Origin of the sequence: Salinicola sp. LHM, from assembly GCF_034479735.1 — a bacterium.
In the GTDB taxonomy this organism is placed as follows: Bacteria; Pseudomonadota; Gammaproteobacteria; order Pseudomonadales; family Halomonadaceae; genus Salinicola; species Salinicola salarius.
In genome coordinates this window covers 2,055,145-2,067,313 of the sequence record NZ_CP140261.1, presented here as the reverse complement: position 1 = coordinate 2,067,313, position 12,169 = coordinate 2,055,145, and the positions used below count along the sequence as shown (strand labels likewise).

The 12,169-nt window shown below is 64.3% G+C and carries 13 protein-coding genes and 1 tRNA gene; 12 read left to right on the top strand and 2 right to left on the bottom strand.

Annotation, left to right across the window (positions count from 1 at the left end; all coding sequences use genetic code 11):
• Positions 1-122 precede the first annotated feature (122 nt).
• The 4 genes from R5R73_RS09540 to R5R73_RS09525 all read left to right on the top strand — a co-directional run bounded on the left by R5R73_RS09540 (position 123) and on the right by R5R73_RS09525 (position 3,112).
• Entirely contained in the window at positions 123-1,577 is a 1,455-nt protein-coding gene (locus R5R73_RS09540) for a DASS family sodium-coupled anion symporter (RefSeq protein WP_322529527.1), read from the top strand.
• Positions 1,578-1,791: 214 nt separating this feature from the next.
• A tRNA-Pro gene (locus tag R5R73_RS09535) sits at positions 1,792-1,868 on the top strand.
• Between the two features lie 150 nt (positions 1,869-2,018).
• Positions 2,019-2,387 (top strand): CidA/LrgA family protein, encoded by a 369-nt coding sequence (locus R5R73_RS09530; RefSeq protein WP_110632848.1) that lies wholly within the window; start codon positions 2,019-2,021, stop codon positions 2,385-2,387.
• Positions 2,384-3,112, top strand: a complete 729-nt coding sequence (locus R5R73_RS09525; RefSeq protein WP_110632851.1) for an LrgB family protein — start codon at positions 2,384-2,386, stop codon at positions 3,110-3,112. The genes R5R73_RS09530 and R5R73_RS09525 overlap by 4 nt, the downstream gene beginning before the upstream one ends.
• A gap of 55 nt (positions 3,113-3,167) precedes the next feature.
• Here the strand turns inward: R5R73_RS09525 and R5R73_RS09520 are convergent, their stop codons facing one another.
• Together R5R73_RS09520 and kdsA are read right to left on the bottom strand one after the other, a co-directional pair.
• Positions 3,168-3,743 carry a KdsC family phosphatase gene (locus tag R5R73_RS09520; protein WP_322529526.1) on the bottom strand — a complete coding sequence of 192 codons (576 nt, stop codon included), beginning with the start codon at positions 3,741-3,743 and terminating at the stop codon, positions 3,168-3,170.
• A complete protein-coding gene (gene kdsA, locus R5R73_RS09515) occupies positions 3,743-4,588 on the bottom strand; it encodes a 3-deoxy-8-phosphooctulonate synthase (protein WP_322529525.1) in 846 nt (281 codons plus the stop codon). The genes R5R73_RS09520 and kdsA overlap by 1 nt, the downstream gene beginning before the upstream one ends.
• A 357-nt stretch (positions 4,589-4,945) precedes the next feature.
• Between kdsA and R5R73_RS09510 the strand changes: the two genes are divergently transcribed.
• The 8 genes from R5R73_RS09510 (at position 4,946) to modC (ending at position 12,101) form a co-directional block, all read left to right on the top strand.
• Positions 4,946-6,313: an AlkA N-terminal domain-containing protein gene (locus tag R5R73_RS09510; RefSeq protein ID WP_322529524.1), complete on the top strand. Its 1,368-nt coding sequence runs from the start codon at positions 4,946-4,948 to the stop codon at positions 6,311-6,313.
• On the top strand, positions 6,310-6,870 hold the full coding sequence (locus tag R5R73_RS09505; RefSeq protein WP_322529523.1) for a methylated-DNA--[protein]-cysteine S-methyltransferase: 561 nt from the start codon (positions 6,310-6,312) through the stop codon (positions 6,868-6,870). The genes R5R73_RS09510 and R5R73_RS09505 overlap by 4 nt, the downstream gene beginning before the upstream one ends.
• An 82-nt stretch (positions 6,871-6,952) precedes the next feature.
• Complete coding sequence (locus tag R5R73_RS09500; protein WP_322529522.1) at positions 6,953-7,345, top strand: DUF2946 domain-containing protein; 393 nt, start codon at positions 6,953-6,955, stop codon at positions 7,343-7,345.
• A gap of 121 nt (positions 7,346-7,466) precedes the next feature.
• The gene (locus tag R5R73_RS09495; protein WP_322529521.1) at positions 7,467-8,879 is read left to right on the top strand and encodes a PepSY-associated TM helix domain-containing protein; all 1,413 of its coding nucleotides are present in this window, start codon (positions 7,467-7,469) and stop codon (positions 8,877-8,879) included.
• A 99-nt stretch (positions 8,880-8,978) separates the two neighbouring features.
• Positions 8,979-9,395, top strand: a complete 417-nt coding sequence (locus tag R5R73_RS09490) for a winged helix-turn-helix domain-containing protein (RefSeq protein ID WP_322529520.1) — start codon at positions 8,979-8,981, stop codon at positions 9,393-9,395.
• 104 nt (positions 9,396-9,499) lie between these two features.
• A complete protein-coding gene (modA, locus tag R5R73_RS09485; RefSeq protein WP_322529519.1) occupies positions 9,500-10,285 on the top strand; it encodes a molybdate ABC transporter substrate-binding protein in 786 nt (261 codons plus the stop codon).
• Between the two features lie 14 nt (positions 10,286-10,299).
• Positions 10,300-11,013 (top strand): molybdate ABC transporter permease subunit, encoded by a 714-nt coding sequence (gene modB, locus R5R73_RS09480; RefSeq protein WP_244179848.1) that lies wholly within the window; start codon positions 10,300-10,302, stop codon positions 11,011-11,013.
• The gene (gene modC, locus R5R73_RS09475; protein WP_322529518.1) at positions 11,010-12,101 is read left to right on the top strand and encodes a molybdenum ABC transporter ATP-binding protein; all 1,092 of its coding nucleotides are present in this window, start codon (positions 11,010-11,012) and stop codon (positions 12,099-12,101) included. Before modB ends, modC begins: the two co-directional genes overlap by 4 nt.
• The last annotated feature ends 68 nt before the right edge of the window (positions 12,102-12,169 follow it).

The window sequence follows — 12,169 nt, the reverse complement described above, 5'->3', positions numbered from 1 at the left end:
CCCATACAAGTATCCCGCCCACGGCCCCATATTAGACCAAAGGCTAATTCGCGGTCCTCTCAGGACGCTCTACGTCTTAAGTAGAATAGAAAAGGTTCAAGCCTCTCGAAAAAGGACGTCACGTGACGGACACCGCAGATCAAGCGCCAAGCGCACCCTCGATAGCCGCCCGAATCGGCCTCATTCTCGGCCCCATCTGGGTCATCGTGACGCAAGTCATGCCAGCACCCGCCGGTATGGAACCCGCTGCCTGGCACTGCGTCGGGCTCGCCCTGCTGCTGGCGACCTGGTGGGCCACCGAGGCCATTCCGATCCCGGCCACCTCGCTACTCCCCATCCCGTTGGCACCCGCCCTCGGCATTGCCGACCTCAAGGGCACCGCCGCCAGTTATGCCAACCCGACGATCTTCCTGTTCCTGGGCGGCTTTTTACTGGGCATCGCCATGCAACGCTGGAATCTGCATCGTCGAATTGCGCTGCGCATTCTGAACGTCGTCGGCCAGAAACCCAAGCAACAGATCGCCGGCTTCATGCTGGCAACCGGCTTCATCAGCATGTGGGTCTCCAACACCGCCACTGCCATCATGATGCTGCCCATCGGCATGTCGGTGGTTTCCCTCTTTGCCAACGCCGACTCCGGCGAGGTAAAGCGCTATGCCACCGCACTGCTGCTGGCCATCGCCTACTCGGCCAGTATCGGCGGCATCGCCACGCTCATCGGCACCCCTCCCAATGCCATTCTCGCAGGCTATCTCTCCAGCGAGCAGAATATCGAACTGGGCTTTGCGCAGTGGATGGTCGTCGGCCTGCCGGTGAGCATTGCGATGATGGCCGTGGCCTGGTGGTGGCTGACTCGCGGCGGCTTCAAGCTCCGGCTCGACGACGGTAGCGGCAATGTCATCGGCGACGAGCTTGCCAAGCTTGGCAAGCTGAGCCCGGCGGAAGCACGAGTCGGGATCGTCTTCTTGCTCGCCGCTCTGGCCTGGGTAACGCGGCCTCTCCTGAACGACTGGGGAATCGAATGGCTGTCCGACACCTCGGTCGCGCTGCTCGCAGGTGTCGCGCTCTTTCTGATTCCCAGCGGCAACGAGCCGTATCGTCCGCTGCTGCTGTGGGAAGATGCCAAAGACCTGCCTTGGGGCATTCTGCTACTGTTCGGCGGCGGCCTGGCCCTGGCCAGCACCATCAGCGGCTCCGGCCTGGCGGACTGGATCGCCAATCAGCTCAATGTCTTCGGCACGTTGCCGCTCATCCTGCTGATCGGCGCCATCGTCCTGGTCATCATCTTCCTCACCGAACTGACCTCGAACACAGCGACCGCAGCAGCATTCCTGCCGCTACTCGGTGCACTGGCCATGTCACTCGGCGTCGACCCGTTACTGATTACCGTGCCGGCCGCGATTGCCGCCAGCTGCGCCTTCATGATGCCGGTGGCCACGCCGCCCAACGCCATCGTCTTCGCGACGGGCCACATGAATATCCAGTCGATGATTCGCGCCGGCTTCTTCCTCAACCTCACCGGCACGATCCTGGTCACGCTGATCTGCCTTGGATTGATCAAGTTGCTGTGGCTATAACAGCCCAGTCGGATCGACAGCCCCGCTGGCGTCGGAACAACACTCTCACGCCAGCGCGCTTCGATGACGGCCTGGGGTTCCGCTCGGCAGCAGTATCGGTAGGCTTTCGCAAACGATTGAAAAAAAAGCCTTAAGAAGCGCTTTTCATTTATCGAACTGCAAGGTAGTATACGCAGCGTTTCGCAGGGACTGTCACGGACAGGCCGGCAGAAACCGGAGCGTGGCGCAGCTTGGTAGCGCGCTGCAATGGGGTTGCAGAGGTCGCAGGTTCGAATCCTGTCGCTCCGACCAAACATGAGAATGGCCATCGGATTTTGTCCGATGGCCATTTTTTTATGCGCATACATGCCGTCTGGATCCGCTCGGCATCGGCATGGCAAGTCTCGTCTCCTGCTGGTGGTACAATGCCTCGAAATCTAGACCAAAGTCTAAGGTGACGAGATGTCATTGATTATCGGAATGAGCATTCTGCTCGGCTGTCAGTTTCTGGGAGAAGTCATCAGCCGCGCTTTCACCCTTCCCGTTCCCGGGCCGGTCCTGGGCATGCTGATTCTGCTGATCGGCTTGATGATCCGAGGCAGTGTGCCGGGAAGCCTCCGGACCATGGGCGAAGGCCTGCTCAAATACCTGACGCTGCTGTTCGTACCCGCTGGCGTAGGGCTCATCCAGCATTTCGGCCTGATCAGTCGAGAAATCTGGGTCTTGATCATTACGCTGATCGTATCGACGTCGGTAACGATTCTGGTGACCAGCCAGACACTGCAGCGCCTCGCCCGAAAAAGAACACCTGCCAAGGAGCACGACGCATGAACGGCCTCGGTCTCGAGCAGGCATGGGTCTACCTTTCCGCCAGCCCGCTTCTGCATCTGCTGGCGACCTTGCTGGCCTTCATCGCCGCCACCAGAATCAACCGCTGGGCGGGCGGAACGCCACTTCTTCATCCCGTCATCGTCGCCATTGCGCTGCTGATCGGCTTTTTGCTGGTGACCGGCACGGACTATCCCACCTATTTCGCCGGCGCCCAGTTCCTGCACTTTCTGCTGGGGCCAGCCACGGTCGCACTGGCCATTCCGCTCTACGACCACCGCGAGCGCGTGCGCCGCATGTTGTGGCCCATCGCCATCGGCACGATGGCCGGTATCGCCACCGCGGTCGTTTCCGCCGTCGGCATCGCCATGATCCTGGGCGCCGACACCGAGACGGTGCTCTCGTTGGCACCGAAATCGGTGACCTCGCCCATCGCCATGGGCATCGCCGAAAAGCTGGGCGGCATCCCTTCGCTGACCGCGGGTCTGGTGCTGTTGACCGGCGTCGTGGGCTGCATCGTCGGTCCCTGGATATTCCGGTTGACCCGGGTCACCGATCCGACCATTCAGGGATACTCGATGGGATTGGCGGCCCACGGTTTCGGCACCGCCTACTGCTTCGCCTCCGTCGGCGCAGTGGCCGGCGCCTTTTCCGGGCTGGCGATGGGGCTTTCGGGGCTGGTCACGGCATTCGTGCTGCCTCCCATCGTGCAACTCTTCGGGCTGTGACATTGCCGGCCACCGCCCCGAAGCGAGCGGTGACCGGCCCATCGAGCCGACATGCCTACTGAACCATGCGGCGCAGCGCGTCATCGTCTCCCAGCAGGTGGGCATACATCTGGTGCAGATCGAGACCACGTGCCGAAAGCAGGTCTTCGGCAATTTCACGCGCGACACCACGCCCGCCGTTCGCCTTCGTCACATGATCGGCCGCCTCGATGACCAGAGGGTGTGCATCGGCCGGCGCGTAGGCCGTGGCGACGTCCCGCATCACCGGAATATCGATGATGTCGTCTCCCGCGAAAGCGATGCGATCCGCGGCAATACCCTCCTCCTCGGCAATCTGACGAATGGCCTCGAGCTTGTGGCTGAAGCCGACCTTGATCACGTCCATGCCGAGCTGTGTGGCTCGCGTGATCAAGGGCTGGCTCGATTTGGCCGAGAGCACGCCGCTTTTGATCCCGTGCCGGCGCAACAGGCCAACCGCGACGCCGTCACGCACGTTGAACGGTTTCAGCGCTTCTCCTTCCGGGCCGATCAGCAGCGTGCCGTCGGTCAGCACGCCGTCGACATCGAACAGCACCAGCTCGATCTGGGCACGACGATCCGGGCGCGCCATCATTCGATCCCGAGATGCCATCAGTCGATCTCGAGCCGGGGCAGGCTCTTGACCAGATCGTCGACCGCCTTGATCTGGGCAAGGAAGGGTTCGAGCTTGTCCAGCGGCAGCGCACTGGGGCCATCGCAGCGGGCGTTGTCGGGATCGGGATGCGCTTCGAGAAAGAGCCCAGCAAGGCCGACTGCCATTCCGGAGCGCGCCAACTCCAGCACCTGGCGGCGGCGACCGCCGGAGGCCGCGCTGGTCGGATCACGGCGCTGCAGGCTGTGCGTGACATCGAAGATCACCGGCGCATTGCCGCTGACGTCCATCATTTCACGGAAGCCCAGCATGTCGACGACGAGGTTGTCATAGCCGAAGCAACTGCCGCGCTCGCACAGAATGACCTGCTCGTTACCCGCTTCGGCACACTTGTCGACGATGTTCTTGACCTGGCCCGGACTCAGGAACTGCGGCTTCTTGACGTTGATCGGCTTGCCCGTCTTCGCCATGGCGACGACCAGATCGGTCTGACGGGCCAGGAACGCCGGCAACTGGATCACATCCGCCACTTCGGCCACGGCTTGCGCCTGGTCGGCCTCGTGCACATCGGTGATGACCGGCACGCCGAACTTGTGCTTGACCGCCTCGAAGATCTTCAACCCCTCGTCGAGCCCGACGCCCCGGAAGGAGTGGATCGACGAGCGATTGGCCTTGTCGAAGGAAGCCTTGAACACGAAGGGAATGCCGAGCTTCTGTGTCACCTCGACATAGGCCTCGCACGCCGCAAGCGTACTGTCCAGATCCTCCAGCACGTTGACGCCGCCAAACAGGGTAAAGGGCGCGTCGTTGGCGACTGCCAGCCCGCCGACCGATACGGATTTCATCAAGCCTCCTCACTATCCATGAAATGCGATCCTGCACGAGCCGACAGCTTAGCGAAATTCGCCTCGCGGGAGGGAGTATCCTGACGGTATTCTTCACCTTTCGCTGATGCACCGCCCTATTGAAGCACCGCCCTGTTGATGCACCGACCCATGGCCGATCTTCGCACCGGCGTTCGCCGCTATGTTCGGCACGGGCATTCAGTGCCGGATCCGGCCAGTCTCCCCATCGCCGCGCACTATAATAAGCCCGATACGAATGAGCCCAAGACGAATGGGCTCGAGAAGACGAATGGGCTCGAGAAGACGAATGGGCTCGAGAAGACGAATGAGCTCGCGACGACGACCAGGACGCATGCCATGCTCGACCCTCAGCAATGCCGGAGTGCGCGACTGGCGCGCGATGCCCGTTTCGACGGCCGCTTCTTCATCGCCGTCAGCACCACCGGCATCTTCTGTCGCCCCGTCTGCCCGGCGACGCTCCCGCAGGAACGGCACGTGCGCTACTTCGAGTCGGCGGTCGCCGCCGCCAACGCCGGCTTTCGCCCCTGCCTGCGCTGCCGGCCGGACAGCGCGCCGGATTCGCCCGCCTGGATGGGTTCCCGAACCACGCTGACCCGGGCGATCAGCCTGATCGACAGCGGCGCCCTCCAGGGCGGCAACGTCGCACGGCTTTGCGAGAGACTGGGCATCGGCGAGCGCTACCTGCGCCAGCTGTTCCAGCGCCGCTTCGGCGTATCTCCCAAGGCCTACGCACTCTACCGCCAGTGCCTGTTCGCCAAGAAGCTGCTTCACGAAACCACGCTGCCGGTGGTCGAGGTCGCCCATGCCAGCGGATTTTCGAGCCTGCGCCGCTTCAACGACGCCTTCAAACGCCAGATGGCGCTGACGCCCATCGAGATTCGCCGCCGCCGAAGCCGAAAAAGCGCCGCCTTGACGCTCAAGCTGGCGTACCGCCCGCCCTACCAGTGGGAACGGCTACGCCATTTTTATGCGCTGCATGCCATCGAGGATCTCGAATGGGTGGGCGAACACACGCTGGGCCGCACGATCCGCCATGGCACGACGACGGGACACTTCGAAGCCCGCCACGACGCCAGGCGTCATCAGTTCGACGTCACCCTGGTGTTGAGCGAACTGGGCGATCTCCATGCGATCGTTCGTCGGATTCGGAGAATGCTGGATCTGGACGCCGACACGCAGACCATCGAGGCCCATCTGCGCCAATCCGTTCCAGCGCTTCCGCTGGTCGAAGGATTGCGCTTGCCAGGATCATGGGACGTCTTCGAGGCAGGTATCCGCGCGGTACTCGGCCAGCAGGTGTCGATGGCCGCCGCCAACCGGTTGATCCAGCAGCTCGTCGACCGGCTCGGTGAAAGCGATGAGGAGGGCCGCCGTCGTTTCCCCACCGCAGAAGCCATCGCCGCCAGCGAGCTGGGTTTTCTGAAGCTCCCCGGCAGCCGTCGGGACACCGTGCGCCGCCTGGCTGTCGCCTACGCCGGCAGCGAGATCGACGACGATCCCCAGCAGTGGCGCTCGCTCAAGGGAATCGGCCCCTGGACGGCCAACGTCGCCGACTTTCGCGGCAACGGAAACCCGGATATCTGGCTGGATGGCGATGTCGGCGTGCGCCGTGCGCTCGCGGCCCTGACGACACCGCTGGATCTCGCCGCCGCCTCGCCCTGGCGCAGCTATCTCACGCTACAACTGTGGAATCGAGTGATATGAACACCTTCTCGCCATTGAGTGATTCGCGCCTGCCGCTGCGTCACGACGACTACGTCCAGATCTATCGGCCGCCCGAGACAGTCCCGCTCGGCCCCATCGAGATACGGGCGACCGATCACGGCCTCACCTGGCTCGCCTTTTCGAGCAGCCCGAACGTGGTCGAGCGCGGCAATGCCCTCACGGCGCGCTGCGCCAGCCAACTGGAGCGTTATTTCCTGGGCGAGCTGACGACGTTCGACCTGCCTCTGGCACCACGCGGTACCGATTTCCAGCTGAGCGTGTGGCAAGCCCTGCAGAGCGTTCCCTACGGCCAGACGTGCAGCTATCGGGAAATCGCCGTCGCCATCGGCGCGCCACGCGCGGTGAGGGCCGTCGGTGCGGCGAACGGGCGCAACCCGCTATGTCTTGTCGTGCCCTGCCACCGTGTCATCGGCGCCAACGGCAAGCTGACCGGCTACGCTGGCGGGCTCGATCGCAAGCGCTGGCTTCTGCAGCACGAGCGGGCCCTCATCGACGAAGACCAGCAGCCGGAGCAGCTCACCCTCGGTGCGACATAATCACACACCCCGCCAGCGACAATTGGCGGCCAAACCCTCAACGGGTAGAGTCGCGGCCTGACGACGTCGTCCTGGAACGGATATGACATCTTTCTGGCACCGCTGGTATCGCCCGCTGACCGCGCTCGCGCTGTTCGCCATGCTGCTGGCGTTCACGGGGCCGCTGATCAGCCAGATGCAGCGGCTGATGGAAATGCCGGTCGGCACCATGGCGGAAATGCCCCGTCATGGCGACGCCGAACCTCACGCCCACGGCCAGCCACAGGCGGTGGATGAGGTCCATATCCTCCACCATTTCGACATGGCCGCGTGTGGCTACTGCGAACTCTTCCTGCACGCGCCGGGGCTCGAGCTCCCGCAAGTGCTGCCGCCGTCGGCGCCACCGCCAGCGACCTTCCATCCGCCCGCCGTCGTGGTCTTGCCCTTCACAGCGGCCCATCCCCGCTACGCCTCCCGCGCGCCGCCCCGCGCCTGAAGTCCTTTCCGTCTCCTGTCGCCGCGAATGCTGCCTCCCGGGCTGCATTGCCGGCGTCGTACGTGCTCCTGGCCTTCGGCCGGGAATCACGCTGGAAATCATTCAGGTTCGGAGTTCATCCATGGATACCGTCTCGTCGGCGACCGGCCGCCGCCAGCCTCCCTCGTGGATCGCGTTGATCACTCGCCTTCATTTCTACGTCGGCCTGTTCGTCGGCCCCTTCCTGCTCGTCGCCGCGCTTTCCGGCATTGCCTATGCGCTGACGCCGCAGCTCGAAAACTGGCTCTATCAAGACGCCCTGACCACGCAGAGTCGCGGCGAATCCCAACCGTTGTCACGCCAGATCGAAGCCGCCCAGCATATTGCTGGCATCGCTGCCTCACCCGCCGCCGTTCGCCCTGCGCCAGCGCCGGGAACGACCACTCGAGTGATGTTCGATGGCGAAGCATTCGGCCCCTCCGAACACCGGGCGCTGTTCGTCGACCCGGTCACGCTGGAGATTCGCGGCGACATGCCGGTCTACGGGACCAGCGGCATACTACCGCTACGCACCGCCATCGATCAGTTCCACCGAAGCCTGCTGCTGGGGAATATCGGCCGACACTACAGTGAACTGGCGGCCTCCTGGTTATGGATCGCCGCACTCAGCGGCGCCTTCCTGTGGTGGCGCCAGCGCCGAATCACGGCAGCAGGCCGGCCACGGTTGCGTCGGCGTCATGCCACGCTGGGCATCGTGGCGCTGATCGGCCTGCTGTTCTTCTCGGCGACGGGGCTGACCTGGTCGCAGTGGGCCGGCGGCAACATCGCTCAGCTGCGTCATGCCTGGGGCTGGGGGACACCCGCTGTCTCCACCGAGCTTGCAGCCTCGCATTCCGACTCGGAACGGGGCGCCGATCCGCATGCGGCCCATCATGCGGCTGCCGAACACGCCGGGATGAACATGGCGCAGCCCTCGCCGCTGTCGCCTGGCGACTTCGATCACGCCTTGAGCGCGGCAAGAGCCGCCGGCATCGACGCCGACAGCGTCGAAATCGTGCCGCCGCCCTCACCGCATCAGGCCTGGGCCATTCGTGAAGTGGCCAGGGAATGGCCGACCCAGGTCGATCAGGTGGCACTCGATCCGCAAACGTTTGCCGTCACCGATCGAGCCGATTTCGACGACTATCCGCTGGCGGCCAAGCTGACCCGCTGGGGCATCGATCTGCACATGGGCATACTGTTCGGGCTGCCCAACCAGCTGGTCCTGGTCGCCTTCGCCACGGGCCTCGCGACATTGGTGTGCTGGGGCTACCTGATGTGGTGGCAACGCCGCCCGTCTCTTGCCGGCGCCGCTTCCAGCAGCGCCAACGCGCCGCAAGCTTTCACGGCAATCTACCGTGGCCTTAGCACGCGAGCGAAGCTGACGATTGGCGTTGTCGCCGTCGCGCTGGGGTATGCGCTGCCGGTCATGGGTGCCAGCCTTGCCGTGTTCGTCGTGATCGACTGGCTACGCTGGCGGTTCGCGCGCCCCGCCACGGTCGTGACGTCGACCTGACGGGCCGGATGGGGTCACGATGGCTGAGAACGTGGCTATCCTGTGCTACAACCTTCGGCTCACGCCAGAAAGGCCGCTTCGCATGCCAGGTATATCGCCATGACCCGTACGCACCACCCCACGCCACGCCTTCAGATTCGCCTGGTCGCCAACAAGGAGATCGTGATCGGCCCCGGCAAGATCGACCTGCTGGAAGCGATCGAGCGACACGGCTCGATCGCGGCGGCGTGCCGCGAGATGCGCCTGAGCTACAAGAAGGCCTGGCAACTGCTCGATACCATGAACCGCCACCTGGCGGCGCCGGTGGTCAACACCGCCACCGGCGGCACCCAGCGCGGTGGCGCCACGCTGACCGACCTGGGCCGAGAGATCATCTACCACTACCGCCAGCTGGCCGCGGACCTGACGGAACATGCCAGCGGCCGAGCCCTGCTGGACAGCCTCGCTACCCGCCACCAGGCCGAGTCGCCTCCGCTTGCCGAGTCGAAGCCGGATTCGGACTCCGAACCCGATTGAGCGCCGTGCCGCCCGATTTTTCCTCGACCGTCGCGACACCGACAGCTATAGTGATTTCCCGTTATTTCCATTCATACATAGCGAAAAACGTGAGCGAGAAAATCGTGACTTTATCGGTACGCAAAACGTCCTTCTGCTTTCTGGCGCTGGTGCTCTCCATGCCGCTTGCCGCTCATGCCGACAACGAGCCGGTTCAGGTCTACGCCGCCGCATCGATGACCGATGCCATGGACGAGGCGATCCGATCCTACGAATCCGATCACGACGTCGACATCGTCCCGATCTACGCCTCGTCTTCGACACTCGCGCGCCAGATTGCCAATGGCGCGCCCGCCGATATCTACGTCTCCGCCAACGAACAGTGGATGGACTGGCTCGAGAAGCAGAACGTGCCGGTCGACGAGCGCGTGGATCTGCTCCGCAACCGGCTGGTGCTGATCGCCCCCGCCGCCAGCGACATCCCGGATTTCACGCCGGGCGGTGAGATCACCATCGCCTCACGCCTCGGCGAGGGCGAGCGGCTGTCGGTGGGCGACACCAGCCACGTACCGGCCGGCCTCTATGCCAAACAGGCACTGCAGTCGATCGGTGAATGGGACGCCCTCGAATCGAGACTGGCCAACGGCGACAACGTGCGCGCCGCGATGGCGCTGGTCGAACGCGACGAAGCGCCGCTCGGAATCGTCTACGAAACCGATGCCAAGGCGAGCGACCGGGTCAGGGAAATCGGCGTCTTCCCTGACGACAGCCACGACCCCATCACCTATCCGCTCGCCGTGGTGAATCCGGCACCGAGCGACGCGACCGACGCGTTCCGTCAATGGCTGGCCGGCGATGACGCGCTGGCGATCTTCTCCCGCTACGGCTTTACGCCCGTCGACGCCAACTGAGACCCGAGGCCTGGATGCTAGTTGAGGCGATGGCGCTCTCCGACGCCGAATGGCAGGCGATCGTGCTCAGCCTGAAGATCGCCGGCAGCGCTGTCGGCTGGATCCTGATCCCCGGCATCGCCGTCGCCTGGCTGCTGGCGCGTCACGAATTTCGCGGCAAGGCGCTGCTCGACGGCCTGCTGCATCTGCCGCTGGTTCTGCCACCGGTGGTGGTGGGCTATCTGCTGCTGCTCTCGCTGGGGCGCAACGGCTGGCTGGGCCAGTGGCTGTATCAGGGATTCGGCTTCTCGCTCCCTTTCACCTGGCAAGGCGCCGCCGTCGCTGGTGGCGTGATGGCGTTTCCACTGCTGGTCCGCGCGGTCAGGCTCTCGCTCGAGGCCGTCGATCCCAAGCTGGAAGCCGCCGCAGGTACGCTGGGCGCCAATCGATGGCGAGTGCTGTTCACGATCACGCTGCCGCTGGCAATACCGGGGTTGCTGACCGGCACGGTACTGGCGTTCGCACGCGCGCTCTCGGAATTCGGCGCCACCATCACCTTTGCCTCGAACATCCCGGGCGAAACCCGCACCCTGCCGCTGGCGCTCTACACCCTGATCCAGACGCCGGGCAAGGAAGCCGCTGCCGCCAGACTCTGCGTGCTGTCGATCGTGATCGCCATGCTTTCGCTGATCGCGTCGGAATGGTTGGCCCGCCGTGCCAGGCTGCGCCTCGAGGAACGCGACCGATGAGCAGCGCCGATGCCCTGGAATGCCACGTGCAGAAGCGCCTGGGCGGCTTCAGCCTCGATATCTCGCTTTCGGTGCCGGCCAGCGGCGTGACGGCCCTGTTCGGCCAGTCGGGCAGCGGCAAGACCAGCCTGCTGAGGCTGATTGCCGGCCTCGATCGCCCCGATGCCGGTCGCGTCCGGCTCGGCGAGCGCACTTTGACCGACGTCGCGAACCGGACTCACGTGCCGATCCACAAGCGTCAACTGGGCGTCGTGTTTCAGGAGGCGCGGCTGTTTCCGCACTACCGCGTCCGCGGCAATCTCACCTATGGCATGCCGTCGAGCGCTCGCCCGCGCTTCGATGATCTGGTGTCGCTACTGGGCATCGAGCCTCTCCTGGAACGCCTGCCGGGCACGCTTTCCGGTGGCGAAGCGCGGCGCGTCGCTATCGGCAGAGCGCTGCTGACCCAGCCTCGCCTGCTATTGATGGACGAGCCGCTGACCGGGCTGGATGGCGAGCGCAAGCAGGAGCTATTGCGCTATCTCGTCCGCCTGACCCGGGAAATCGACATCCCGGTGGTCTACGTCAGTCACGATACCGCGGAGATTTCGGCGATAGCCGATCACCTGGCGCTCATCGAGCAGGGGCGCCTGACGGCGCATGGTCAGTTGGACGAATTGATGATGCGGCTGGACCTGACCGACCGTCTGGGCGGCTTCGACGCCGCCACACGCCTCAGCGCCAAGGTGATCGACCATGACAGCCGCTATTCGCTGACGCGGGTCGCCCTCGACGATGGACAGACGCTGCGCATTCCCGCGATCGAACAGCCGCCCGGCACGCCGATACGTCTGCGCGTCGGCGTGCGCGACGTGGCGCTTGCCCATGCCATGCCCGAGGGGACAAGTTATCGCAACGGTCTCAGTGCCGTGATCGAGGCGATCGAACCATCGCCCCAGGCGCCAAGTGCCAGCGAGGTGCGGCTGCGTGTGGGCCGGCAGCGGCTACGCGCCCGGCTCACTCGTCAGGCTTGTGAAGAAATGCAACTGGAAGCGGGAAAGACCGTCATCGCACTCATTCGGAGCGTCGCGTTCGATTCGCGATTCTAGTCTGGAAACAAGGGCTTGTAGAAAGCTCGAAAACGGCTGGTCAGAAAATCGGAAATTGAACGTATTTC

Coding starts and splice junctions, on each gene's coding strand:
- R5R73_RS09530 (WP_110632848.1), top strand. CDS start 2,019: ATGTCATTGATTATCGGAATGAGCATTCTGCTCGGCTGTCAGTTTCTG.
- R5R73_RS09525 (WP_110632851.1), top strand. CDS start 2,384: ATGAACGGCCTCGGTCTCGAGCAGGCATGGGTCTACCTTTCCGCCAGC.
- R5R73_RS09520 (WP_322529526.1), bottom strand. CDS start 3,743: ATGGCATCTCGGGATCGAATGATGGCGCGCCCGGATCGTCGTGCCCAG.
- kdsA (WP_322529525.1), bottom strand. CDS start 4,588: ATGAAATCCGTATCGGTCGGCGGGCTGGCAGTCGCCAACGACGCGCCC.
- R5R73_RS09510 (WP_322529524.1), top strand. CDS start 4,946: ATGCTCGACCCTCAGCAATGCCGGAGTGCGCGACTGGCGCGCGATGCC.
- R5R73_RS09505 (WP_322529523.1), top strand. CDS start 6,310: ATGAACACCTTCTCGCCATTGAGTGATTCGCGCCTGCCGCTGCGTCAC.
- R5R73_RS09500 (WP_322529522.1), top strand. CDS start 6,953: ATGACATCTTTCTGGCACCGCTGGTATCGCCCGCTGACCGCGCTCGCG.
- R5R73_RS09495 (WP_322529521.1), top strand. CDS start 7,467: ATGGATACCGTCTCGTCGGCGACCGGCCGCCGCCAGCCTCCCTCGTGG.
- R5R73_RS09490 (WP_322529520.1), top strand. CDS start 8,979: ATGACCCGTACGCACCACCCCACGCCACGCCTTCAGATTCGCCTGGTC.
- modB (WP_244179848.1), top strand. CDS start 10,300: ATGCTAGTTGAGGCGATGGCGCTCTCCGACGCCGAATGGCAGGCGATC.
- modC (WP_322529518.1), top strand. CDS start 11,010: ATGAGCAGCGCCGATGCCCTGGAATGCCACGTGCAGAAGCGCCTGGGC.